Origin of the sequence: Nocardia uniformis NBRC 13702, from assembly GCF_001613345.1 — a bacterium.
GTDB lineage: Bacteria > Actinomycetota > Actinomycetes > Mycobacteriales > Mycobacteriaceae > Nocardia > Nocardia uniformis.
Genome location: NZ_BDCE01000049.1, coordinates 1 through 23,433, shown reverse-complemented (window position 1 = coordinate 23,433; position 23,433 = coordinate 1). Strand labels below are relative to the sequence as shown.

Genomic DNA, 23,433 nt, shown 5'->3' with positions numbered 1-23,433 from the left:
GTCGTTCGCTCATGCCTTGTACTGCCAAGTTACGCCGGTCAAGGATTCGTACCAGGCTACCGTGCTGGCCAGGCCCTGTTCGAAGTCGACGCGCGGTCGATAGCCGATGGATCGCAGCCGCGAGATATCCACCACCAGCTTCTCCGGATCACCGGGACGATTCGCGCCGCTGTAGTCGAAGACCGGATGCACGCCGGTGATCTCGCACAGTGATTTGGCGAGCTGGTCGATGGTGTATTCCCGACCCGCGCCCACGTTGTACGCCTCACCGCGCAGGGGTGCGTTGGCCGCGACGATCATGGCCGACCGGGCGGCATCGGCGACGAAGAGGAAGTCGCGCACCTGGGTGCCGTCGCCGTGGATGAACAGCCGCTCGCGGTCGCCGTCGAGTTTGGCGAGCAGGTCGAAGACCACCTGTTTGCGCTGCCGGGGACCGAAGGCGGAGAAGAACCGCACCGAAGCCAGCTGCAGCCCATAGAGATTCGCGAAGACCGCGAGATAACGCTCGGCGGCCAGTTTGCCGACCCCGTAGGGCGAGATCGGCACGGTGGGGTCGTCCTCGCTGATCGGAATGCGCACCGAATTCCCGTACACGGCCGCGCTCGAGGCGAATACCAACCGTCCGGGCCACCGCAGTCCGCGCAGCGCGTCGAGGAGTCGGAAGGTGGTGGTGAAGTTGAGTTCGCAGTCGAAGGCGGGTGATTCGACCGAGGGTGGGACATAGGCGTTGGCCGCCAGGTGGAAGATGACCTCGACCGGATTCGCGGTGAGATACTCCGCCCAGTCGAGCCGGCGAATATCGAGTTCCCGCAGTGTGATCGCCTCGGCGACAGCGGCCAGATTATCGCGGCTGCCCGAGGCGAAGGTATCGAGCACCGTCACCCGGGCACCCGCCTCGACGAGTAATTCCACCAGGTGCGATCCGATGAACCCCGCGCCGCCGGTTACCAGGACCGATATCCCGGTCCAGTCCGCCTGTCGTTGCGATGTCGCCACTGTGTCCCCCGTTGCCTACTGGGTCTGCACTACTTTCCGGTCACCTGTAGATACGTTTCGACCGTGCGTCGTGCTACAGCATCCGGCTCGAATTTCCGCAGGGCCATCACATGACCGCGATTTCCCAGATCCACAGCGAGCTCCCGGTTTTCGAGCAGCGTCACCATGCGCTCAGCGAGTGCGGGCGCATTGTCCGGTTCCACCAGGTAGCCGTTCTCCCGGTCGATCACCATCTCCGCGATACCGCCGACCCGCGAGGAGACCACCGGTTTCCCCGCGGCCATGGCCTGCGCGAGGATGGTCGGTGCGGTCTCCTCGTGGGAGAACAGGACCACCGCCCGCGCCAGCGCGATTTCCGCGCGCAGCCGTTCGTTATCGACCATACCGATGAACTCCACCCGCTCGTCGAGTCCGAGCGCTGTCGTCCGCTCACGAATGGCGTGCGCGTACTCCGGGTCCGGTTGTGGTCCGACAATGATCAAGCGGGCCTTCGGAACCTCCTGTACCGCAAGCGCGAAGGCGTCGAGGAGGCCCTCGGGATTCTTCCGCGGCGACAGCACCCCCGCGAACAGCAGTCGCTGTTCGGTCGGGGCCGACGGTGCGAGTGCGAAGAATTCGGTGGCCGTCGGATTCGGGATGCTGACATGGGTACCGCGGACCAACCCGGCGAGTGCCCGTGCGTCGTAGTCGGAAATCGAGATGACCACCTTCGCGCGGCGTAGTACCCGCCGCACCATACCCGCGACGAGGTAGTAGCGAACGCGCTCCTTGATACTGGAGCGGGCCTGCAGTTTCGTTTCCAGGTGCACCAGCCCGTGCACCGTGACGACCGTATTCGGACTGACCTGAGTGGCGATATCGCCGCGTAGACCGATCTCGTGCGCATGCACGACATCCGGTGCCAGCTCGGCGATGATCCTGCGGGCTCGACGGACATCGAGGAACGAGCGGCTGGCGACACCGAGACGGCGCTGCCCGCGCAGATACCGAATCTCGACCTTGGAACCCTCTCGGCGGTTCGGCACCGTGGTCGCGCCGGTGTGGAAACACAGCACGGTCACCGTGTCGATCTCCTCCCGAGCCGCCAGCGCCGGTACGAGAGTGCTTGTCACGGACTCGATTCCACCCACGATGCGGCCCGGTTCGAGGGGGTACGTCGCGATCATGACAACGTTCAGGCCCACGTGTGCTCCTCGATGCGTTCCTGCCGCAGCGCTCCCCTCGGATTCGGGTATGCGGCACTCAACCTATTCGTAAATGTCTGTGCGAGCGGGTGTTTCGGTGGTGACGGCCCAGATTTCGAGATCGTGCGACTTGCCTTCGCGGTCGATACGCGCGCCGGATAGCAGACCTTCGCGCCGGAACCCACCCGCCGCGGCGAGTGTGGTGAGATGTGTCGCGGCCGGGTCGATTCTCGCTTCGAGGCGTTCGACACCGAGTTCGCTCATCAGGTGTTCGACCAGCAGAGTCAGCGCGGTGGCGGCTGCCCTGGTCCGCGCGGGCTCCGGGGTGAGTTCGATGGTGAGTTCGACATTCGCGCCGCCGAAGTCGAGCGTGAATTCTCCGATCGGCCGACCCGCCGCTTCGACCTCGTAGCGGACCCGCCGGGTGCGTTGAGATGGCAGGCGGCGCGTGCGTTTGTCCAGCGATACCCACTCGCCGTTCGCATTCCGGGCAGCTATCGCGTCCGGCAGCGGAACGGCTGCCATCGAGCGCCACCGCAGCGGCGCGCCGAGGTAGTACCGGATGGCGACGGCGAGGACCTGGGCGGGCGCCGCGGCCACCAGATTCCGCCGGATTTCGGCCAATCGCGAACGAACCGAGCGGTTTTCACTGGGCTGGGGTTCGGCGTCCACACCCGCCGCGATCACGGCGGCCACGTACCCCGCTACCGGTGCCTTATCTGCGGTAATTGTCCAGAGTTCGTGGTCGCGTCGCCGACCGTTCACGCTTATCGCGCCGATCATGGTGGCCTCGAGGAACATCCCGCTCCGAATGGCCGCCCCCCGTGCCGGGCGATTGCCGACACAGGCCGGAGCGGTAATACGGTGCAGGCCGAGTGGACCGAGCCCGTAATCGGTGACCATCGCTCCCGCGATCGATCCGACCCCCGCACCGGCCCGACGCGAGTCCGTCCAAATGCCGATTTCCGCCGATCGATTGTGCGGGTCGATCGGTATGAGATTGCATTGGCCCGCGAATTCGCCGTCCACGAGCACACTCAGCGGTAGGGCGCGACGCAGCGCGCGGGCGTGGCGCTGTCGCAGGTATTCGCGAATCCACCAGGCGCGTGAATGCCTTTCGTCCCAGCTCAGGGTCGACGTGGTCCAGAACGGTTCGATGTATTCGCGGTCCCGCAGTCGGATCTCACGCCAGCGCTCGAAATCCGACAGCTTGGTGTTTCTGACGATGACCGTATGCCCGGCGACGAGTACGGGCCCGAGGCGAACCCGGCGGAGCGCGGAACTCCTGACAGCTGCGCGAGGCGGCATATCGATGAAGCTACCGGACACCGCGACGGTATGCGGCCGCCTATCCGAAATCCGTTCCGCAACACACCCATGATCACCGACGATGAGTTTGTGAGGGCTGGCGAACAGAGTCTGTGAGAACTGGCAAAGAGTCTGTGAGAACTGGCAAAGAGTCTGTGGGTGTGGCGATTTGAGATACCGTTGGCGGGCAAGCACAGCGGGTCGCAAACGCGGGACCGTTGCATGACCGGGGGAGGTCGAGATGGGAACCGGTCTGCCGTGCGGGGGTGCGGAACACCGCATCCTCATCGAGAACAGTGAGTACTGGCTACGCAATTACGGCGATCTCGCCATGCTCGAGGTGACGGTGCGACGGCTGCGGGAACGCTGGCCGCAGGCGACGATCGGCATTATGACCGAGTCGCGCGCATTGGTGGCCGCGTACTTTCCGGACGCGCTCGGGATTACCGTCGGCGATAGGAATCCATGGGGCAGATCCGGGCCGCTGGAACGGGTGTGCGCCGCCCTGGGGCCCGCCCTGGTCGGACCGGGCGCGGTGGCGTGGCTGCGGGCGCGGTCTCGGCTGCTGGCCCGGGCGATTCGGGTCAGAGATCGGCTGCGCGGTCGCCGGTCTCCTCCGGCTGAGCGGGCGGACGCGACCGGAGCGAAACCGGCCACCGAGCTGGTTCCGCGTATCGAGCAACGACATCCGGGCGCGGCACGGGCCGTGCGGGAGGCTTCACTGGTACTCGCGCTCGGTGGTGGATACCTCACCGACGCCGACCTCCCGCAGGCCGGTCGGGTGCTCGATCTGCTCGAATACGCCAGTGCCGCAGGCATACCCGCCGCCATGGTCGGGCAGGGGATCGGTCCGATGCGCGATCCGGACCTGCGCGAGCGCGCCGCCCGAGTGCTGGGCAGGCTACCGCTGATCGCCCTGCGGGAACGGCGGCGGGGTCCCGGGCTGCTGGATTCCCTCGGCGTCGCGTCGAGCGCGGTCACGGTCACGGGCGATGATGCGATCGAACTCGCACAGCATGTGCGAAATGTCCGGCTCGGCAATGATATCGGGATCTGTCTGCGGGTCGCCGAGTACGCACCGGTGGCAGCACGCGCACAGGAATCCGTCGGAGCGGCGGTCCGCGGGGCCGCCGTCGAATTCGGTGCTCGACCGGTACCGCTCATTATCGCGGAGACGCCGGGGTCGCCGGATCGAGCGACCACCCTGCCCCTGGTGCGCGCCAGTGCGAACGCGGTAGCGGCGCTCGGCAGATTCGTGCGTCCCCGCGAGGTGGCCGAACAGGTTGGGCGATGCCGCGTACTCGTCACGGGCGCCTACCATCTCGCGGTCTTCGCGCTGAGCCAGGGCATTCCGGTCGTCGCCCTCACCTCCACCGAGTACTACGACGACAAGTTTCTCGGCCTCGATGACATGTTCGGGGGCGGGGTGCGACTGATCCATCTCGACGATCCGGAACTCGGTGCACAGCTCGCGATCGCCATTCGCGAGGCCTGGAAAGCGGCCGAAACCGTACGCGAGGAGCTGTGCGTCCGGGCCGACGAACAGGCGGCCGCGAGCAGGGAGGCGTTCGAGCGGCTATTCGAACTCCTCGAACGGTCGCATGCGTAGATACGGCTGAGCATGCACAGGTATGACGGAAACGAGCCGGACCGGGCAGCGGTCCCCGCCTACGACATTATTCGGCGGCACGTTTCCGATGCGCCCACGGTGGAAATGTATGCCGTGGGTCCCATATCGTCGCTCGGCCGCGGATCGGCACCGCCGCCGGGCCACGAACCGGTCCCGGAGTCCGCGTCGGAGTCGGGCGGTGAATCGACACTGACCCGGCGGGTCGGCCGGGTGGCGGCCGCCTCGGCGGTCGCGCTCGTCTTCAGCGAGCTCGTATCGTTCGGCCAGACCATCGCACTCGCTCGATTGCTGAGTCCGGCCGAGGTCGGCATGTTCGCCGCGGGCACCGTCCTCACCATGCTCTTGACGACCTTCGTCGAGGGCGGTCTGCGGTCGGCGCTGGTGCAGCGCAAGGAGCGGGTGGCCGATGCCGCCGAAACGGTCTTCCGTGCCTCGTTCGTGAACGCGACAGCGGTGACCGTGTGCGCGCTAGCCGCCGCGCCCATTATCGGAATGATCTTCGATAACAGGACAATTGGGCTGATCGCGGCGGCTACCTCCGGCTTCCTGCTGCTCTTCGCGCTCACCAATGTGCCGGAAGCCCTGCTGCAGCGGGATTTCAGCGTCAAGCGCCGGATTATTGTCGGCCCGGCCGTATCGGTGAGCTTCGCCGTGGTGTCGGTGGTACTCGCCGCCCGGGGCTTCGGTGTCTGGAGCATGGTCATCGGCAGTTATGTGTCCTACGTCGTCTGGGTTGTCACCGTGTGGTGGCTGGCCCGATGGCGACCCGGCCGCGGGCGCGCCTCGTTCCGGCTGTGGCGGGAACTGGCGCGGTACGGATCACCGGTGGTGCTGGGCATGCTCGGCGCGCGATTGCAGTCCACGGCCGAGGCCGCGGTGGTCGGTCGCGGACTCAGCGCGTCGGCGCTCGGTCACTACCGCTACGGCCAGCGGATCGCGCAGATTCCGGTGCGATTCATTGTCGAAGTCGGTGCGTTCTCCCTATTTCCGGCGTTTGCCCGGATAGCGGAGGAGGGGGATCGGGAACGGCTGCGGGCGGCGTACCTGCGTGCCATTCGAATCACCACCGTGGGCGCGGCCGCGCTCACCGGATTGATCATCGCGCTCGGCGAACCGGCGGTGGTCATTGTTTTCGGTGATCGCTGGCGCGCGGCCGGTGCCGTGGTGGTCGCCATGGCGGGACTGGGTCTCGGTAAGGCCTGGATGAGTGTCAGCGAGGAAGCCATCAAGGGCGCGGGCCGCACCGGACTGCTGAACTGGCAGACGGCTCTGGAGGTGGTCCTCGGGATCGGGCTGCTGCTGGTCGGCATCAAGCTCTTCGGGCTGGTCGGTGTCGGGCTCGCGACCTCGGCGACCGCCCTGATAGTCGCGGTGGTCATCACCGGGCTCGCGCGCTCGGTCGTCGGCGTCCGGCCGGTCGCGCTGCTGCGGGCGGTCGCACCGCCGCTGCCCGCGGCAGCACTCGCGCTCGCCGCGACGTGGCCACTCGAACACCTTGTCCTGCAAGCGGATACGCGGCCGATCCTGGTCGGAATCGGTGCGCTGCTGCTCGATGCCCTGGTATTCGTCGTGATCTACCTGCTGGTCCTGGCGATCCTCGCACCGGATGTGGTGCGCGGATTCGCTCGGCTGGCGGTCCGGCTGGGCCATCGGGTCCGGCGTAACAGCACATCCCGGGGCGCGATATCTGTCAACAGTGAGTCCCGACCTGCGAGGGAGACGAATTGAACAGCGGCACAAGAGTTCACGTCAACCGTATCTGGCGCCGCAAATGGTTGGTTCTCGCGGTCACCGTCCTGGCGCTCGCGCTCGCGGTTGTCTCGACACTCGATGCGAAACCGACCTACACGAGCCGGGTCGTCATGACGGTCGGTTCGCCGAACCGCGCACCAGATCAGGACGCCGTCCTCTCGGTGGGCTACTCGCAGTACTTCGAGGATCCGGCCTACCAATCGAAATTGAAGGCGTCGTCGGATATTCCGAACGAGGTCGTCCTCGAAGCCCGGACCGTGGCGTCGAGCCCGATTCTCTATATCGAGGCGACAGCGAGTTCGGCGCAAGTCGCCCAGGAGGCGGCGGTAGCGGCCGGGACCGCCTTCAAGGACGAGATCAATGCCAGGCTGCGGGCCGCGCAGGATGCCGCGATCGCGGCGGTACGCAAACCGTTCGACGATATTCGCGCGGCCAATGGCGTGGTCAGTGATGTGTCATTGACGCAGATGCAGGATCAGATCAACCGGCTCAATGCCGATACCTCCAATAAGCTCATCGACCTGCAGCTCGACTCCGAGGTGGTGCGCAAGGAGCCGCTGCGGTGGCCCACTGCGCTGTCCTTCGGCGTCATCGGACTGCTGCTCGGCTCCCTCGCCGCCCTCGTTCTCGGCGCGGTGTCGCGCCGCCTGCGCACGGCCGACGATATCGAGGCGAAGGTCGGTGTGCCCGCGATCGCCGTGGTGCCGGGGGCCGCGAACCAGGACGCCGCCACCCGGGACAAGGCACTCAAACAGGTGGTGACCGCCGTCGGGCTGGCGGTACCCGTGGAGCGGGCGGCCGTGGCGATTACCGCCCCGGGCGTGACAGGCGGCGTCGAAATGGTGGCGCGCGCGATCGCCGAAGAGCGTGCCCGGCAGGGTATCCGGACAATTCTGGTGCACGCCGATCTGCGTCGACCACACGGCACCGGCGTCGGTGAACTGCTCTCGGGCCGCGCCGATATCGATTCGGTGTTGACCGCTACCCGACTGCCGAATCTGCGGGAGATACTTCCGGGCAGTACCGGAGAGGATCCGTTCACGGCGATTACCCGCGAGCGGTTCACCCGCCTGCTGCGGCAAGTACACGATCGCGCGGACTTCGTGGTCGTCATCGCGCCGCCGGTACTCGATGCCGTCGAAACCCAGGTCATCGCGGCCACAACGGGATCGACCGTGCTGGTCCTCGACCAGGCGACGACGAAGGCCGGTGACGGGCGCCGAGCCCATCGCGTCTTGCGGGCGGTCGATGCGACCGTCCTCGGTGCGGTGCTGGTCGACGCGGAGGGCGGATCGAGCACCGAGGTGGCCGCGCGGGTGCCGACGAGCTCACCGGCGGCTGGCGATCCGATATTCACCTCCGCGCGCGGGCCGGAGTAGTCGCCCACATGACGAGGCAACGGGCTCTGTGGGTTTCGACGAGTATGTCGACGCGTGGCGGCGTGGCCACCTTCGTGCGGGAAATGCGCGAGACACCGATCTGGACGGAATGGGATATCCGGCACGTCGCGACGCACCGCGACGGCGGGGTCGCGACCAAATTCGCCGCATACTTCGGGTCGCTGTTCGTCTACACCTACCGGCTGGTTGTGGAGCGGCCATCGATCGTGCACATACACCTGTCCTCGTATGGCAGCTTCCCGCGGAAATATCTGTTCGAGCTGATGGCCCGAGCCGTGCGCACTCCCGTGGTGCTGCATGTACACGGCTCTGATTTCAGTGTGTTCTACGACCGGTCGCCGCGCCTGCTGCGGGCCGCCATTCGGGACGCGCTCGGCGGCGCGGCGGTCGTGGTCGCCCTGGGCGAGTCGTGGGCGACGGCCCTGCGAGACATTACGCCGGGTGCGCGGATCACCGTGGTATCCAACGCCGTTCGGCCAGCGCGCCGGGTGCGACAGCACCGCGACGGCCCCGTGCGGGTGCTGTTTCTCGGCGAGGTCGGCGAGCGGAAGGGTACGTTCACCCTGCTCGCGGCCTGGCAGCGGATGATGGTGACGGCGGCGGGCGCGGTGGACGCGCGGCTGGTCGTCGCCGGCGACGGTGCGGTCGACCGCGCGCGCAAAATGGTCGCCGATCTCGGTATCGAACCCAGTGCCGAGATCACCGGATGGCTCCCACCACAACAGATCCCGGATCTGATGCAGCAGTCGCACATCCTGGTGCTGCCTTCGCACCGGGAAGGTCAGCCAATGGCGATTCTGGAAGCCATGGCGCGTGGACTGTGTGTGGTGACCTGTCCGGTCGGCGGCATTCCGGACCTGATCGACGAGCAGTGCGGACTCATGGTGCCACCCGGTGCGGTGGAGGCACTGGCCGTGGCGCTCGGCAGTGCGGTGCGCGACAGCGAGCTACGTGAGCGACTGGGTACGGCCGCCCTGCGGCGGGTGCGCGCGGAATTCGATATCGATGTGGTGTGGCGGCGGTTCGATCGGATCTACCGCGAGGTCGCACGATGAGCGCACCCGCACGCCAACCCATTCGGGTGCTGTATGTGGTCCCCGATCTCCGCGTCGGCGGGGCCGAACGGCATGTGACGACCCTGCTACCGAACCTCGACCGCACCCGGTTCGAACCGTCGGTGATCTGCCTCGGCGAGGAGGGCGAGCTGTTCGCTCAACTCGGCGCGGCGGGCGTACCCGCGCGGGCTCTGCATCGGACGAAGCGCCGAGCGGTAGCGGCGGTGCGCGAGCTCATTCGTGTCATGCGGCTGGAACGGCCCGACGTGGTGATTACTCGGGGCTACAATGCCGAGGCGCTCGGACGCATTGCCGCCTGGTGTGCGGGGGTGCCGAATACCATTGTCTGGGTACACAATTGCGGAGATGTCGAACCGCGTGGCCGGGTGCGCGCGATCGTCGACCGCATTCTCGACCGGTACACCACGGCGTACTTCGGGGTGGCCCGCGCCCAGATCCGGTATCTCACCGATGATCTCGGCTATCCCGAGTCCAAGATCGAGGTGATCTACAACGGCGTCGACCCCTCGGCCTTCGATGCCGCTGACAACCGCACCGCCGCACGGGAACTCGGTATCAGCGACGCCGACCTGGTCGTCGGTATCGTCGCCGCGCTGCGGCCGGAGAAGGACCACGCCACCTTCCTGCGGGCGGCGCGCCGAGTCGCCGACAGGGTGCCCTCGGCCAGGTTCCTCATTGTCGGCGACGGCCCGGCGCGCGGCGAGATCGAAGCCCTGGTGGGGGAGTTGGGCCTGGCCGATCGCGTCGTCGTCGCCGGTTCCCGACCGGATATCGCGGCGCTGCTGTCCGCGATGGATGTGGTCGTGCTGAGTTCCTACAGCGTCGAGTGCTTCCCCATGGCGCTCCTCGAGGCAATGGCCGCGGCCCGACCGGCGGTCTGTACCGCGGTCGGTGGCGTACCGGAAATGATTCTCGACGGTGAGACGGGCTATCTGGTGCCGCCCCGTGACCCGAAGCAGCTCGCGGACCGGCTGACCGCCCTGCTCTCGGATCCACCGCTACGCCGGCGAATGGGTGCCGCGGCACGCACCCGCGTCGAGACGCACTTCAGTCTGAAAACGAGCATTGCGGCCGCTGAGCGGGCCGTGGAAGAGGTCGTGATTCGGTGAGTGGACACATTCTGATCCTCGTGGAAAATCTCTCGGTGCCCTTCGACCGCAGGGTCTGGCAGGAGAGCCGCGCCCTGGTCGACGCGGGCTACCGGGTCACCGTCATCTGCCCGATGGGTACCAAACAGGATCGTGAGGCCGAGGCCACCGTCGACGGCGTCCGGATCCTGCGCTATCGGCTACGCGCCGCCACCGGCGGCCCCGCCGGATACCTGCGCGAGTACTCTCTCGCGCTCTGGCACACCCTGCGCTTGGCCGTGCGCGTGCGCCGCGAGGGACCGGTACATGTGGTGCACGCGTGCAATCCGCCTGATCTGCTGTTCCTGATCGCACTCGTATTGCGCGTCGGCGGTACCCGTTTCGTCTTCGACCACCACGATCTGGTGCCCGAACTGTTCCACTCCAGATTCCCGGGCGGCGGCGGGCTGCTCTACCGCGCGTCGATGCTGTTGGAGCGCATCACCTTCGCGCTCGCCGACGCGGTCATCTCCACGAATGAGAGCTACCGCCGGGTCGCTGTCGAACGCGGCCGCATGGATCCGGAACGAGTCACCGTCGTTCGGAGCGCACCCGACCTCGCCAAATTCGTCCAGCGTGAACCAGATCCGGCCCTCAAACGCGGAAAGTCCTATCTGGCCGCGTATCTCGGCGTAATGGGACCGCAGGACGGCGTGGACTACGCCCTGCGGGCCATCGCCCATCTGAGGGATCGGCTCGGGCGCACCGATGTGCACGTCATCTTCATGGGTTCCGGCGATGCGTTCGATGATCTGGTCGCGCTGTCGACCGAACTCGGACTCGATGACATGGTCGAATTCACCGGGCGTGTACCCGATGAATTCGTGCAGGTATGTCTCTCGACCGCCGATATCTGCCTGTCACCGGACCCGCACAATCCGCTCAATGACGTATCGACCATGAACAAGGTGGTCGAATACATGGCCATGTCCCGGCCACTGGTGTCGTTCGAGTTGATCGAAGCGCGGGTCTCGGCGGGCGAGGCCGCCGTATACGTACCCGATAACGACACCGCCGCGTTCGCGGTCGCCATCAGCGAACTGCTCGATGACCCGGTCCGCCGCAAACGGATGGGCGAGCTCGGCCGCGACCGGGTCGAGCGCGAATTGTCCTGGGACACCTCGCGAAAGAACCTGCTGGCGTTCTACGACCGGGTCTTCACGCGACTGTTTCCACCTTCCGCGCCCTGAGCGCCGCCCGATGAGCCCTGCCCTGTTCGAGTGGATCGACGGGCGTGCGTCCGCCCAGCCGGTCGGCGGCGCCGACCGCGGCGCCGACCAGTGCGAACACCATGGTGCTCGGATAGTCGAACAGGCGCAGATCCACGAAAACACCGCCCAGCACCAGGGATAGGAACGCGGTCCCGGCAATGAAGGCGATCGGACGGCCCATGATGCCATCGGCGGGCAGCCGCACGAAAGCGATGATCAGACGGCGGGCGAGCAGGATCAAGACGGTCAGCCACAGCAGCAGTCCGATAATGCCCAGCTCGGCCAGAATGCCGAGTTCGGTTTCGTGTGCCGGAATTCCGAGACCTCGCGACCAGGGGGTATCCGGCGACCACTGCCGGTGATGATAGGTATTGACCGAGACGAAGCGCCCCAAACCCCAACCACTCCAAGGCTTTTCCAGGAAGGCCCAGAAGGCGGTGGCATTGGCGTTGAGACGGTCGTACACCTCGTTCGTGGAGGTGACGCCGCCCGCCGATCGATCGGGGCTCATGAACGCCGACCAGTTCACCGCGATCGCCGCGACCGCACCGATCGCCGTCATCACGAATCCGGTGCGGTAGCCCCTGCCCAGCGCGATGCCCAGCAGGACGACCACCGCGAAATCGAGCCAGATCGAGCGCGTATACGTCAGATAGGCCGAGTACGCGCACGCCGCCGCGATCACGCCCAGCCCCACCTGCTGCCACCGTGGGCGGCGTTCGGTGCCGATCAGTACCAGCGCCAGGACGTATCCGACAATCAAGATGAGCCCATTGACCTCCGGCTGATTCGGCAGCCCCACCGCACGATCGGTCCACGCCGGGTCAGCGACAATGTATTTCGGCCAGACCAGCGCCTGCGGCCCGTGGAACTGCATGATGCTGACCCACGCCGAGTAGGTACTGCACACCAGCAGCGTGGTGATGAGGTAGCGCAGTGATGCGCGGGTACCGAAGATCATTCGCGAGATCAGGTAGGTGGCGAAGGGAATTACGGTGCCGATGATCAGGTACCGCCACAGATTGAGCTCTTCGCCCGACAGCGGATACAGGATCGGCCGGTACTCGTGCGGCTGCAGAATCGAGTTCAGGTTCCACAGCAGATACAGCGCCATGGCGCATTCGATCGCACCGAGCGATACCCGGCGTTCCGGGTGACCACGCACCCAGATGATCGTGGCAATGATCAAACCGCCGAAGGCGAGAATGAACGGGTCGGTGGTCGGCAGGATCTTCGGAATCGCGGGTCGCAGAAAGGTCGCGACAATCAGGAAGACGAAGGCCCAGCGCGGATCCTTGAGCCCGATCACGACCAGGACGGTCGCGACCGCACCCGCCGCCGCGACGGTCCCGACTCCACCGGGAGCCCGCGCCGACACCATGATCATGGCGGCCAGCCCGACGGCGAGGGCGACCGCCACCACGACGATCCGGCCGAGGCGGTCGGCGCCCGGCGCTCGAACGGTCATGGGGCGGTCCGGACTTCGGGCAGTGGCGCCGTGGCGGCCGGGTCCGGCCGCGAGCGCCGCGCCCAGCGCGGTAGCGGCCCGCGCCGGTCGGCGGTGTCGACGAGTACCGCGCCGAGTACCTGCGCACCGACCTGGTTCACCGCGCGGACCGCATCGTGGACATCCCGCGCGGTGGTCTGGCCCCGTTCGATCACCAGCACGGTCGAATCCGCGAGATCCGCGACAATCTGCGACTCCGGCGCGGTGCTGATGGGCGGAACCAGGATGATCGCCAATTCGGCAATCTCACCGATGGCATCGATCAGGGCTCGGACCCGGCCCCGATCGAACAGCCGGTACGGGTCCGAACCGGCCTGCCCCGTTGCGATTTCGGCGAAACCGGCCGGACCGCGACTCGTCGCCAGATCCCAGACATCGCTGATCGGCCCGCGCAGATATTCGGCGACGCCGGGCTGGCCCGAGCCGTCACCACCGCGCAGATCGGCATTGACGAGAATGGCTCTGGCGCCCTGCGCCGCGCGGTGTTCGGCAATCGCCCGCGCGATCCGATCACCGCCCACACCCGCCGAAACCGGAACGACCGCAACGGAAGTGGGGAGTTCGGTGTTGGACCGGGCAATCAGGTTGGCGAGATGGCGCAGCGTGACCTCCCGGCGGGCGTCGCGCGCCGGGGTACCACCCGCGGGGATGACGTCGAACGTGCGCACACCGGTCTTCTCCACGACGTCGTAATCGGTGTACAGCCGCCGCGTCGCCGCACCCGCCAGCAGTGCGACCACGCACCCGAGCAGCAGGCCGCCGACCAGCGCGGTGGCGAGGTCGCGGGTGGTGCCCGGACTCTGCGCGGTCGCCCCCACACTCGATTGCATAATCGTGAGCCGGTTGGACTGGTCGGAGTTCAGGTGGTCGATCTGTTGCTGAAGTTGGACCTGGGCGCTGAACGCATTCGGATCGCCCTCGGCCAGCCGGTCGCCCCAGACCTTCATCATGGCCGCGGTCATATCGGCGGTGGTCTCATTGCGGCTCGCATCGAGCCGGTCATTGACGTCATCGACGTAGGCCTGGGTGACCTTGGGGGCCGCGTCCTTGGCGGCCTCCGGCGTGGCGGCGGTGACCTGGACAACGAAAAGTGGGCTACCCGTGACGAATTCGGCCGAGAATCCGTAGATGTCGGTCGGGAAGCCCGGTGTCTGCTTCAAATTCGCCTGGTAGGTCGGATCATTGAGGTAGTACGTATAGCCCTGGGCCAGAATCGCGTCCTGGGTCGGCGGCCGTGTCGAACCCGCCGACACCAGCACTCGGCTCGTGTACGTCGTGCTCTCACCCTGCGCGGTGAGGAACGCGCCGAATAGGACGACCAGGGCGACGGCCACGACCAGTAAACGGCGCTGCCAGATCCGGTCGACCACAACGGTCAGGGTGTTCGTCAACGGACCTCCGTCGCTCGCGCCGACTCGAATCCGGTCGACGGACAGGTCATCGGTGTCATCGGTGATCGACCTCCACGACCACCCGCGCGGGATCGGTCAGTCCGGTCACCCGGAATCCGCGCTGTGGGGTCCGCAGACCGATGAACGCCTGTGTCACACCGCGCACCTCACTCGCGAACCGCACCTCACCGATGGAAATCGTCGCCGGGTCGGTGAGTGTTTCCGGGCCGGAATACGGTGGTACGCCGGATCCGAACGGATTGGCGGCCTCGCGGATCAGTACCTCGATAATGGTCTCGCCCGCGACCGGGAATACCGCGTGCGTGCCGTTCTGCACCGCCTCGCGCACATAGTGCACCGCCCAGCCCGGTACGGCATCGCCGGTGAACTCGAAGGTGACACGATCGGCCGAATCACCGGGCGACAGCGAGATATTCGTCAACCCGATGGCCACCGCCCCCGGATCCGGGGTTCGATCCTTCGCCGCGTACTGATCGACCGGCGGTGTGGTGAGCTGGGTGGTCAGCTGGGTCGGTGGCTCGCTGCCACAGGCGGAGACGACCACGGTGGCAAGTAGCGAAACCAGCACCAGCGCAGCCGATCGCGCAAGACGGTCGAGCATGGCGACCTTCCCTCTCGTCACGGCTGCCGCCGCTCCACCGGAATCGTGGGCGGCCGCAGCCGCCACGGTTCCGCCGGTTTCGTCTGCTCGACGACGGCGGTCTTCAGCTTCCCACTCGGTGGCCGCGGGAGCCGCTCGAATACCCGCAGCCGGAGTTCCTGGCCCGGTCCGAACTGCCGGGCGAGATTGCGCCGTGCGTGGGCGGTGGTGCGCGCCTCGGAGAATCCGTTGCCCGGCACCACCCGCAATTCGAAGACACCCGGGCGCATTTGCGCGATCTGCGCCTCGCGCAGACCGGTGAGATCGTCGACAATCGTCGACGGCAGTGGCAGCGGCCTGCCATCGGCGGCGGTGAAGGTGTCCTCGACCCGACCGTCGACCACCCCCAGCAGTGGAGTGGTCCGGCCGCAGGGGCACGGTCCCGGCGCGGCGGGTACCACCTCATCGCCGGTGCGATACCGAAAGAGCGGGAAACCGCAGTTCTGCAGCGAGGTTCCGACGATCTCCCAGCGTTCGCTCGAGCCCGCGACCGGCAGCAGTTCGACGATGCCGTACGCGGGGAAGATGTGATAGCCACCGGCCTCGCAGATACCGGCCATGGCGACCCGCTCGGTCTGCCCGTAATGATCGACGACCGGTGCGCCGAACACCTCCTCGATGAGGGCGCGCTGACCGGGTGTCATCACCTCCGAGGAGGTGATGACCGCGCGGACCGGAATCCGCAATCGGCGATCGCGCAGCAGTGCGGCCAGCAGCGCGATACTCGACGGCCAGCCCTCGATGGCATCGGGGGAGAAGTGTCGGATGTCGTCGACGATCGCATCGAGACGGTCGGGTGTGAGGTAGTAGCTCGAGACGAGCAATTGCCGCGCACCGCGCACCCTCGTGGTCGGACGTCCGTTCTGTCCGGTCGCGAAGGTATTGCCGCGCAGGACGACTCGCCGGGAATTCGGCGGCAGCCCGAACCAGCCCCACTGATGCTCGAGCACCGCGAGCTCGAATACCGAGGAGGTGATCGTCCGGTAGCACTCGATCGGTACGCCGGAGGTGCCGCTCGAGCGCACCGACCACATCAGCCGGCGCGGGAGGGTGCGGAAGTCGTCGCCACGTTCGGCCAACTCGTGCCGGGAGATGAGCGGCAGCCGGGACAGATCGGCGAGGGTGCGAATCGATGCCGGAGCTATCCCGGACTCGCGAAAGTACGCGCGGTAGAACGGCGACCGGGCCGCGGCGACGCGAACCAGATGGCGCAGGCGGCGCTCCTGGAAGTTCTTGATCCGCTCGGGCTCGGCCCGCTCCAATCTCTCCAGCCTGTGGCGCAGCCATATGCGCTGCGGATGTGCGCGCCGAAGCCCATACTTGATGCTCAGACTCGCGCTCGACAGTGTCATCGATCAGCAGCCCCCAGCCGGTTTCCCGCGCGCGTTTCCGGCAATTGACCCTTCACCCCCGACCGCGACGTACACGGGAACCGTCGCGTGTTTCACCGCACGATGATAACGCGAACGAATCACGGAACACATTGGTATAAAGCTAATTAGCGGTTTCTACGATCACTTGGTGGGTGTGGTGTGGACGATCTGGACCGGCGAACAGTAGATGAACGCGACCGGCGCGGGGGCCGGGAACCAGCGGTGAGCGTGTTCGGGCTCGGCTACGTCGGCTGCGTGTCGGCGGCCTGTCTGGCCGCCCGGGGCAATCCGGTGATCGGTGTGGATGTCAATCCGCAGAAGACCGATTTCATCCGGCAGGGTCGGACGCCGGTGGTCGAGGAGCGCATCGGGGAGCTGATCGCGCAGGCGGTGACGTCCGGGCGGCTGACGGTCACCGAGGATGTAACGAAAGCGGTTCTGGCGACCGATATTTCGATTGTCTGCGTCGGTACGCCCTCGGCACCCGGCGGAGGTTTGTCGACGGCGTACCTCGAGCGCGTGAGTGCGGAGATCGGGGCCGCGCTCGCCGGGAAGGACTCCTGGCATGTGGTGGCCTATCGCAGCACGATGGTGCCCGGAACATGTGCGGGCATCCTCATACCGATTCTCGAACGGGCCTCCGGGAAGCGGGCCGGCCGCGATTTCGGGGTGTGCGTGAATCCGGAATTCCTGCGCGAGGGCAGCAGTGTGCGCGATTTCGAGAATCCGCCCAAAACCGTTGTCGGTGAGACCGACGAACGGTCCGGAGCCGCGCTCATGAGTTTATACGCCGGATTGCCCGGACCACGATTTCAGGTGCCGATCGCGGTGGCCGAGATGACGAAATACGTCGACAACAGCTTTCACGCGCTGAAGGTTACGTTCGGCAACGAAATCGGGGCACTGTGCGCGGAACTCGGCCTCGATTCGCATGCGGTCATGGATATTTTCCTGGCCGATACCAAGCTGAATATCAGTCCGGCCTATTTGCGTCCGGGTTTCGCGTTCGGCGGCTCCTGCCTGCCGAAGGATGTACGTGCCCTCAACCACACCGCCCGTCAGCACGATCTCGAACTGCCGGTACTGCAGAATGTGCTGACCTCCAACGAGGCCCAGTTGCGGCGCGCGGTCGAACTGGTGATCGCGCAGGGGCGTCGCCGGGTCGGGATCTTCGGGCTGTCGTTCAAATCGGGCACCGACGATCTGCGGGAGAGTCCCATGGTGGAGTTCGCGGAGCGGCTCATCGGCAAGGGGTACGACGTGCGGATCTACGACGCCAATGTGGCGCTGTCGCGGCTGATGGGTGCCAACCGCGCCTTTATCGAGGAGCGTCTGCCGCATATCGGGGAGCTGCTGACCGACGATATCGAAACGGTTGTGGCACACGGGGAGATATTCATCGCGGGTACCGCCGAACCGGACGTGGTGGCGGCCGTCGACGGTATCGGGCCGGACCGGACCGTCATCGATCTGGTCCGGCTGCCCGGCGCCGCGCAACGACGTCAGCGTCCGGGGTATGTCGGTATAGGTTGGTAGCGCAAGGGGGTTCGCATGGGGGCACCGACGGTTCCCACGTTCAGTTTTCTCACCACCGCCTACCGGACCGAGGACTACCTGCGAGACACCATGGATTCGGTTGTCGCGCAGACGATTCCGGACTGGGAACTGGTGGTCGTCGACAATGGTATGTCCGATGCGATCGCGGCGATCGTCGAGGACTACGCCGAGGACGAGCGAATCCGGCTGATACGGCAGGAGAACAAGGGCTACGACGGCGGAGTCATGGCCGCGGCGGCCGGTGCGACCGGTCGGTACTTCGTGGTGCTCGACAGCGACGATCAGGTCATGCCGACCTTCTGCGAGGCGATTGCGCGCGTGCTCGACGCCTACCCGCAGATCGACGCGGTCGGCTGCGACGCCGTCCGATTCGATGACTCCGGTGCCGATCTGCCCGTCGGGTACTACCGGGCGACCAATGCGAAACGGAAGCCGAATCCGGCCCAGCGCCTGACCCTGACCGATCTCGTCGGCGGTCTGGTGCCGTACTACACGGCGGCGATTCGCCGCGAAGCCTGGGAAGTCGTCGGCGGTTACGACCGTGGCGGGGAAGAGCTGCACGAATCGGTCGCCATCTGGATACGGATGGTGAGTTCCTATGACATTCGCATTCTGCCGCAGCGGTTGGCGCGCTTCCGACTGCGCGGTGACTCCCTGACGCGCGATCCGGCGAAGGTCGAGGCGTTCATGGCCGAGCTGGAGCGGTCATTCGCCTGGGCCGCACCCGAGGATCCGGCGGCGCAGGCGGCGCTGGACCGGACCTTGCGGACCTTCCGCTACTGGGTAGCGCTCAGGCGGGCGCAGCACGCCCTGCTGGCGGGCGACGATACCGGCGCACGACGCTCGGCGCGGGCGGCCTTCGCGCAGCGCCGGACGCTGCGGGCCGCCGCGATCATGGTGTCGGTCACTGCTTTTCCGGGCCTGCTGCGCCGCATCCATCCGCTCAAACAGCGGGTGTCCGAGCGCATCGCGCACGCGGCGGGCCGGATCGTCTCGGCTGTCACACGGTGATCGGCGAGGACTCGGGCAGTCAACCAGGCCCGCACCCGGGCGGGCTGCTCGCGGTCCTCAAACGCGGCGCCGCCATGTCAGCGGCGGGGGTGGCCTCGGTCCAGATCATCGCGCTGGTGCAGACCCTGGTGCTGGCTCATCTCCTGTCGCCCAGCGAGGTCGGTATCTTCGCCGCCGGTACGGTGCTGACCACCTTCGTCGTCGTCTTCTCGCACAGTTCACTGAGCCATGCGCTCATTCAGCGGCGCGACGATATCGCCGATGCGGCCGAGACGGTGTTCTGGGCGACCCTGGTGTCCGGTGCGCTGCTGGCCGCACTACTGCTGGTGACCGCTCCGGTACTCTCCACGGTATTCAATAACTCGCAGGTCGGCCAGGTCGCCGCGGTGTCCTCGGGCACCGTACTGCTTACCTCGCTCATGGCCGTACCCGATGCCATGATGCAGCGGGCCTTTCAGTTCAAGCGCCGCATCATCGTCGATCCGGTGAATGCCGCGTCCTTCGCGATCGTGTCGATAACCTTGGCGGCCACCGGATTCGGCGTGTGGTCCATGGTGGCCGGCTACTACGCCGCCGTCACGCTTTCGGCGGTGGCGGCCTGGTGGCTGTCGGGCTGGCGGCCACTGCGGGGCAGGTTCCGGTTCCGGTTATGGCGCGAGCTCGCGGTTTTCGCCTTCCCCCTGCTGATCGAGAGCACCGTGGATCGCGCGATCGAGACCGCCGAAGTCGCGCTCGTCGGTCACCGCTTGCAGACCTCGGCGCTGGGCAACTACCGCAATGGCCGCCGACTGGCATTCCTACCGGTCATGGCGATTGTCCAAATCTGTTCGTACGTCCTATTTCCGGCGTTCTCTCAGATCTCGGGTGAGCCGGAACGGTTCAGGCGCGGCTTCCTCACCGCCCTGCGCTGGATGTGGCTCGCGATCGTCCCCGCCTCCGCCCTACTCGCCGTGATCGGCGAACCGGTGGTGGTGCTGCTGCTCGGACACCAGTGGCGCGGAGCCGGTGTCCTGGTCGAGGCCATGGCCGGGGTGGGTCTCGGCTTCGCGCTGATGTCGGTATGCGCCGAGGCATTGAAAGGTGCGGGCCGACCGCATCTCATCAACTGGATGACCGGGGTCGGCGCGGTGACCGCGATACCGCTCATCCTGCTCCTGATTCCGCACGGTCTGCTCGGTGTCGGTCTGGCACTGTCGATGTCGGCCGCCCTCACTGGCCTGACCGGTCTGGTTTTAGCGCGTAGCGTCGTCGGGGTGTCCCGTAGTGAATTGACACGCTGCCTGATCCCACCCCTGCTGGCAGGTCTCTGTGCCGCAGTGGTGGTGGGGCTACTCGAACACGGCGTCCTGCACGCGGGTGATCAAGGTGTGGCCCCGGGCCTCGGTCTGGTGGCTCTGGAGACCATAGGGTTCCTCGGCATATTCGTCCTTGTGCTGCAGGTGATTTCCCCGACGACGACGGCGCCGCTGTGGTCTGCGCTCCGTCGAAGGTGATCGCCCGCGCCACCCGGCGGCGCGGCGTGCTCGCAGCCTGCACGGCGCTCATCTCGGTCGCTGCGCTCATCGGTGCGGGCATCCCGGTCTATGTGCGACCCCAGGTCGATCCGCTGCGCCCCGCCGACGCCATACTCGTCCTCGGCGGCCAGGGCGTGGACCGCTACCTGTACGGGCTGGAACTCGCCCGCCAGGGCTACGCGCCACACGTGCTGTTCTCGAATCCCTACGGTGACAACACTGACATCGACGAGATACGCGAACCCTGCCACGCCCCGCACCAGGGCTTCACCCTCGAATGCTTCGCACCGAACCCGCCTACGACACTCGGTGAGGGGCGAGAGCTTCGCCGAGCGGCAAGTGAACGAGGCTGGCGGACAGTCATTGTGGTGACCATGCGCCCGCACCTGTCGCGGGCGCGCTACATCCTGGAGCGCTGCTTCGCCGGAGACCTGGTGATGAAGCCGAGCAAGGGAGAGTTGCCGGCGGGTTACTGGGTGTGGTCGTACGTCTATCAAACCGCAGGCTATGTGCGGGCGTTCGTCGATCGCGGGTGCTGAGTCCACCGCGCCGTCGAGTCGAGGGTCGGTCAGCCAGGCAATCGAGCGGCAGCGCTCATCGATCGACGACTTCCTTCCAGGTGCGGCCCTCCACGACAACTGCGGGGGGACTACCGCGCTGATCAGGAATCTCATTGAAGCGCATGATTCCCCGTCGGCCATCGCGCGTCCGCAAACAGGCGAAAGTGCCGCGCTCGACCTGCTGCCAGCTCAGCTCGCTGGTCCAGCCCGACACGATTGCGCGGCAGGTGGGAAAGGAGGCCGATTCGCCCGACGACAACAGAGCGATCCGTGTTGTGTCATCGTCGAGCAGCGAGATTCCGTGAGTGGTGAAATGTACAACATTCCTCATGTTATCGGTGTTCATCGTCCATGTAGCGAGGTCAACGCCGTAATGGTCAAGCTCGACCCGCACCGTCCCTCCGGCAAGAATCGCATCGGTGCCGATGCCGAAGTCGGGCAGCTCACGGTCAACGGACCTGGTACCGGTCGCCGTGGCGGGAGGAGTAGCAGCGGGAGATGTCGTCGGCTCGGTTGACGAGATCGGCGGTGCGGTCGCTGTCGCCCCTTCATCGGCTTTCGCCCGGTCGGCAATCGTTCTGTCCCGCTCCGCAATCGTCGAATCGCGCTCTCCGACAACGAGCGCCCCGTACCACGTAGCGGCTCCGAAAGTTGCGAAAGCAAGCAGAATTGTGAGCGCGGCCCGGCGATCTGCCGTCAGCAGTGCGATGATACCGAGGTACAACAGCCCAGCTAGGCCGACCACAGATGCCGACACGGCGAGACGCTGCCAGATGTGGCCCTCCGGGATCAGATATATGGCCAGCGCGAATGCCAAGCCGACAACCCCCACCAAGAACGACAGCTTCGTGAGAGGGTGCTCGAGCTTCCGCTCGTCATCGCTCCCATTTCTGCCATACAACCCCCGACTCTCACGGAAATCACACCGGCTTCGGAAGCAGCGAGTCTAGTACGCAAACTCATCGCGAACGGCGACCTCGACCGATACTGGCCATTCCACCTCGCCCGCAAAACACCAACGTGCCCACCTCGACGACTACCAGCTCGTGACCTGTTCCACAGTCCCTCCAGCGGAGCTTCGCCCGTTGGGTTCGCTACACAGCCACGTTGTCGGCGGACATGATCACCGACGCCACGGCCGCTGACGCCACGGCGCGGTCGGGTACCGGCGGCGAGGACTACGGAGCCGATCCCGGACTGCGAAAAACGTTGCGCGACACGGTCTCAGATACGTACTTGCGTGGCATCCAACCGGGTGGTGGGCGCCGCACTCAGTCCGATCCGCGTCGATGCCAGGTCCCTCTACGCCTGAGGACGGTTGAACTCGCCTTCCGTGACACCCGCCGCGAAGGCATCCCACTCGCCAGGGGCGAACACCAGGGCGGGGCCGCTCGGATTCTTGGAGTCTCGAACCCCGACCCTGCCGCCATCGATGAACGCGACTTCAACGCATTCCTTGCTGCCTCCGCTTCGGCTGCTCTTGAACCAATTCACCTGGGACAAGTCATCATTCACGCTGGTACTCCCTCGCTGTTTCCCGCAGGAGTGTTCTGCTGCCCGTCTCGTCCATCGAAGCGCGCTGGATGTCCCGATACGCCTGTGTATACCGCTCGACAGTACCGAGTTCCTCGGAATACATGTCGCTGGTGAAGCCCTCGGCGTAGACGATCGTTGGCTCTACGGGTTCACCGCGGCTGTCTGGACCGAATTGCAAGACCACGAAGGGGTCGATCTGATCGCCGGTCGGGTAGCCAGCGGCGAGCGGCAGAATCCGCAGGGTGATGTTCGGAAGGGGGCTGGCGTCGGCGAGATGCCTGAGCTGAGCCGCCATGACCGAATGCCCACCAATGATGCGGCGCAACACAGTTTCGCCGAGCACTCCGTCGACACGCGCTGGTTTGGTGCGCCGAGTGATCTGCCGCTGACTACTCGCTGATGTCGTGATCGAGCAGTCCGCCAACATCCGGACCGCATACCAGCCGGCACGAGGTTTCGTGACAGCCCGAGAGGTGACGCCGTCTTGCCACAGGCCCCAGTAGGGAGACGGCACGTCATAGTGGCGTATCCGAGGCCGAGCCCGGCGGCTCGTCCGGAGTGAGGTATTCGCCCGGGTGGTGGAAGCGATTGGTGCGGGGGCGGCGGTGCCGGTCGTAGTAGTCGGGTGGAATCCATTGC

General features: G+C 66.3%; 20 protein-coding genes. 10 read left to right on the top strand and 10 right to left on the bottom strand.

Features of this window, described 5'->3' with window-relative positions:
• Positions 1-9: 9 nt before the first annotated feature.
• The 3 genes from NU1_RS16390 to NU1_RS16380 form a co-directional block, all read right to left on the bottom strand.
• Positions 10-996 carry an NAD-dependent epimerase/dehydratase family protein gene (locus tag NU1_RS16390; RefSeq protein ID WP_084521490.1) on the bottom strand — a complete coding sequence of 329 codons (987 nt, stop codon included), beginning with the start codon at positions 994-996 and terminating at the stop codon, positions 10-12.
• 29 nt (positions 997-1,025) lie between these two features.
• Positions 1,026-2,180, bottom strand: coding sequence for a glycosyltransferase family 4 protein (locus NU1_RS16385; protein ID WP_157552397.1), 1,155 nt, complete (start codon positions 2,178-2,180; stop codon positions 1,026-1,028).
• Between the two features lie 63 nt (positions 2,181-2,243).
• Entirely contained in the window at positions 2,244-3,488 is a 1,245-nt protein-coding gene (locus NU1_RS16380) for a GNAT family N-acetyltransferase (RefSeq protein WP_169815078.1), read from the bottom strand.
• A gap of 241 nt (positions 3,489-3,729) precedes the next feature.
• Between NU1_RS16380 and NU1_RS16375 the strand changes: the two genes are divergently transcribed.
• The 6 genes from NU1_RS16375 to NU1_RS16350 are packed head-to-tail and all read left to right on the top strand — an operon-like array spanning position 3,730 to position 11,663.
• Positions 3,730-5,097, top strand: coding sequence for a polysaccharide pyruvyl transferase family protein (locus NU1_RS16375; protein ID WP_067522349.1), 1,368 nt, complete (start codon positions 3,730-3,732; stop codon positions 5,095-5,097).
• 12 nt (positions 5,098-5,109) lie between these two features.
• Complete coding sequence (locus NU1_RS16370) at positions 5,110-6,846, top strand: oligosaccharide flippase family protein (protein ID WP_084521488.1); 1,737 nt, start codon at positions 5,110-5,112, stop codon at positions 6,844-6,846.
• Positions 6,843-8,249: a Wzz/FepE/Etk N-terminal domain-containing protein gene (locus NU1_RS16365; protein WP_084521487.1), complete on the top strand. Its 1,407-nt coding sequence runs from the start codon at positions 6,843-6,845 to the stop codon at positions 8,247-8,249. The genes NU1_RS16370 and NU1_RS16365 overlap by 4 nt, the downstream gene beginning before the upstream one ends.
• Positions 8,250-8,293: 44 nt before the next feature.
• Positions 8,294-9,325, top strand: coding sequence for a glycosyltransferase family 4 protein (locus tag NU1_RS16360; RefSeq protein WP_067522345.1), 1,032 nt, complete (start codon positions 8,294-8,296; stop codon positions 9,323-9,325).
• A complete protein-coding gene (locus NU1_RS16355; protein WP_170264218.1) occupies positions 9,322-10,455 on the top strand; it encodes a glycosyltransferase in 1,134 nt (377 codons plus the stop codon). The genes NU1_RS16360 and NU1_RS16355 overlap by 4 nt, the downstream gene beginning before the upstream one ends.
• Positions 10,452-11,663, top strand: a complete 1,212-nt coding sequence (locus tag NU1_RS16350; RefSeq protein ID WP_067522344.1) for a glycosyltransferase family 4 protein — start codon at positions 10,452-10,454, stop codon at positions 11,661-11,663. Before NU1_RS16355 ends, NU1_RS16350 begins: the two co-directional genes overlap by 4 nt.
• Here NU1_RS16350 and NU1_RS16345 read toward each other — a convergent pair.
• Genes NU1_RS16345 through NU1_RS16330 form a run of 4 tightly spaced genes read right to left on the bottom strand, consistent with a single transcriptional unit; the run spans position 11,632 to position 16,595 of the window.
• Positions 11,632-13,152: an O-antigen ligase family protein gene (locus NU1_RS16345; RefSeq protein ID WP_067522342.1), complete on the bottom strand. Its 1,521-nt coding sequence runs from the start codon at positions 13,150-13,152 to the stop codon at positions 11,632-11,634. The genes NU1_RS16350 and NU1_RS16345 overlap by 32 nt on opposite strands.
• Complete coding sequence (locus NU1_RS16340; protein WP_067522339.1) at positions 13,149-14,582, bottom strand: P-loop NTPase family protein; 1,434 nt, start codon at positions 14,580-14,582, stop codon at positions 13,149-13,151. Before NU1_RS16340 ends, NU1_RS16345 begins: the two co-directional genes overlap by 4 nt.
• 55 nt (positions 14,583-14,637) lie before the next feature.
• Positions 14,638-15,225: an AMIN-like domain-containing (lipo)protein gene (locus NU1_RS16335; protein ID WP_157552395.1), complete on the bottom strand. Its 588-nt coding sequence runs from the start codon at positions 15,223-15,225 to the stop codon at positions 14,638-14,640.
• Entirely contained in the window at positions 15,222-16,595 is a 1,374-nt protein-coding gene (locus tag NU1_RS16330) for a phenylacetate--CoA ligase family protein (protein ID WP_067522335.1), read from the bottom strand. Before NU1_RS16330 ends, NU1_RS16335 begins: the two co-directional genes overlap by 4 nt.
• 243 nt (positions 16,596-16,838) lie before the next feature.
• Between NU1_RS16330 and NU1_RS16325 the strand changes: the two genes are divergently transcribed.
• The 4 genes from NU1_RS16325 to NU1_RS16310 are packed head-to-tail and all read left to right on the top strand — an operon-like array spanning position 16,839 to position 21,237.
• Entirely contained in the window at positions 16,839-18,152 is a 1,314-nt protein-coding gene (locus NU1_RS16325; protein WP_067522602.1) for a nucleotide sugar dehydrogenase, read from the top strand.
• A gap of 15 nt (positions 18,153-18,167) precedes the next feature.
• Positions 18,168-19,184, top strand: coding sequence for a glycosyltransferase family 2 protein (locus NU1_RS16320; RefSeq protein ID WP_067522333.1), 1,017 nt, complete (start codon positions 18,168-18,170; stop codon positions 19,182-19,184).
• Positions 19,181-20,677 carry a lipopolysaccharide biosynthesis protein gene (locus NU1_RS16315; protein WP_157552394.1) on the top strand — a complete coding sequence of 499 codons (1,497 nt, stop codon included), beginning with the start codon at positions 19,181-19,183 and terminating at the stop codon, positions 20,675-20,677. The genes NU1_RS16320 and NU1_RS16315 overlap by 4 nt, the downstream gene beginning before the upstream one ends.
• Positions 20,653-21,237 carry a YdcF family protein gene (locus tag NU1_RS16310; RefSeq protein WP_157552392.1) on the top strand — a complete coding sequence of 195 codons (585 nt, stop codon included), beginning with the start codon at positions 20,653-20,655 and terminating at the stop codon, positions 21,235-21,237. Before NU1_RS16315 ends, NU1_RS16310 begins: the two co-directional genes overlap by 25 nt.
• A 55-nt stretch (positions 21,238-21,292) precedes the next feature.
• Here the strand turns inward: NU1_RS16310 and NU1_RS16305 are convergent, their stop codons facing one another.
• From NU1_RS16305 to NU1_RS16300, 3 genes are all read right to left on the bottom strand, one after another.
• Positions 21,293-22,075 carry a hypothetical protein gene (locus tag NU1_RS16305; RefSeq protein ID WP_157552390.1) on the bottom strand — a complete coding sequence of 261 codons (783 nt, stop codon included), beginning with the start codon at positions 22,073-22,075 and terminating at the stop codon, positions 21,293-21,295.
• 485 nt (positions 22,076-22,560) lie between these two features.
• Positions 22,561-22,773: a DUF397 domain-containing protein gene (locus tag NU1_RS40360; protein ID WP_084521486.1), complete on the bottom strand. Its 213-nt coding sequence runs from the start codon at positions 22,771-22,773 to the stop codon at positions 22,561-22,563.
• The gene (locus NU1_RS16300) at positions 22,766-23,221 is read right to left on the bottom strand and encodes a DUF5753 domain-containing protein (RefSeq protein ID WP_245720167.1); all 456 of its coding nucleotides are present in this window, start codon (positions 23,219-23,221) and stop codon (positions 22,766-22,768) included. The genes NU1_RS40360 and NU1_RS16300 overlap by 8 nt, the downstream gene beginning before the upstream one ends.
• Between the last annotated feature and the right edge of the window lie 212 nt (positions 23,222-23,433).

Coding starts and splice junctions, on each gene's coding strand:
- NU1_RS16380 (WP_169815078.1), bottom strand. CDS start 3,488: ATGCCGCCTCGCGCAGCTGTCAGGAGTTCCGCGCTCCGCCGGGTTCGC.
- NU1_RS16375 (WP_067522349.1), top strand. CDS start 3,730: ATGGGAACCGGTCTGCCGTGCGGGGGTGCGGAACACCGCATCCTCATC.
- NU1_RS16370 (WP_084521488.1), top strand. CDS start 5,110: ATGCACAGGTATGACGGAAACGAGCCGGACCGGGCAGCGGTCCCCGCC.
- NU1_RS16360 (WP_067522345.1), top strand. CDS start 8,294: ATGTCGACGCGTGGCGGCGTGGCCACCTTCGTGCGGGAAATGCGCGAG.
- NU1_RS16355 (WP_170264218.1), top strand. CDS start 9,322: ATGAGCGCACCCGCACGCCAACCCATTCGGGTGCTGTATGTGGTCCCC.
- NU1_RS16345 (WP_067522342.1), bottom strand. CDS start 13,152: ATGACCGTTCGAGCGCCGGGCGCCGACCGCCTCGGCCGGATCGTCGTG.
- NU1_RS16330 (WP_067522335.1), bottom strand. CDS start 16,595: ATGACACTGTCGAGCGCGAGTCTGAGCATCAAGTATGGGCTTCGGCGC.
- NU1_RS16320 (WP_067522333.1), top strand. CDS start 18,168: ATGGGGGCACCGACGGTTCCCACGTTCAGTTTTCTCACCACCGCCTAC.
- NU1_RS16300 (WP_245720167.1), bottom strand. CDS start 23,221: ATGTTGGCGGACTGCTCGATCACGACATCAGCGAGTAGTCAGCGGCAG.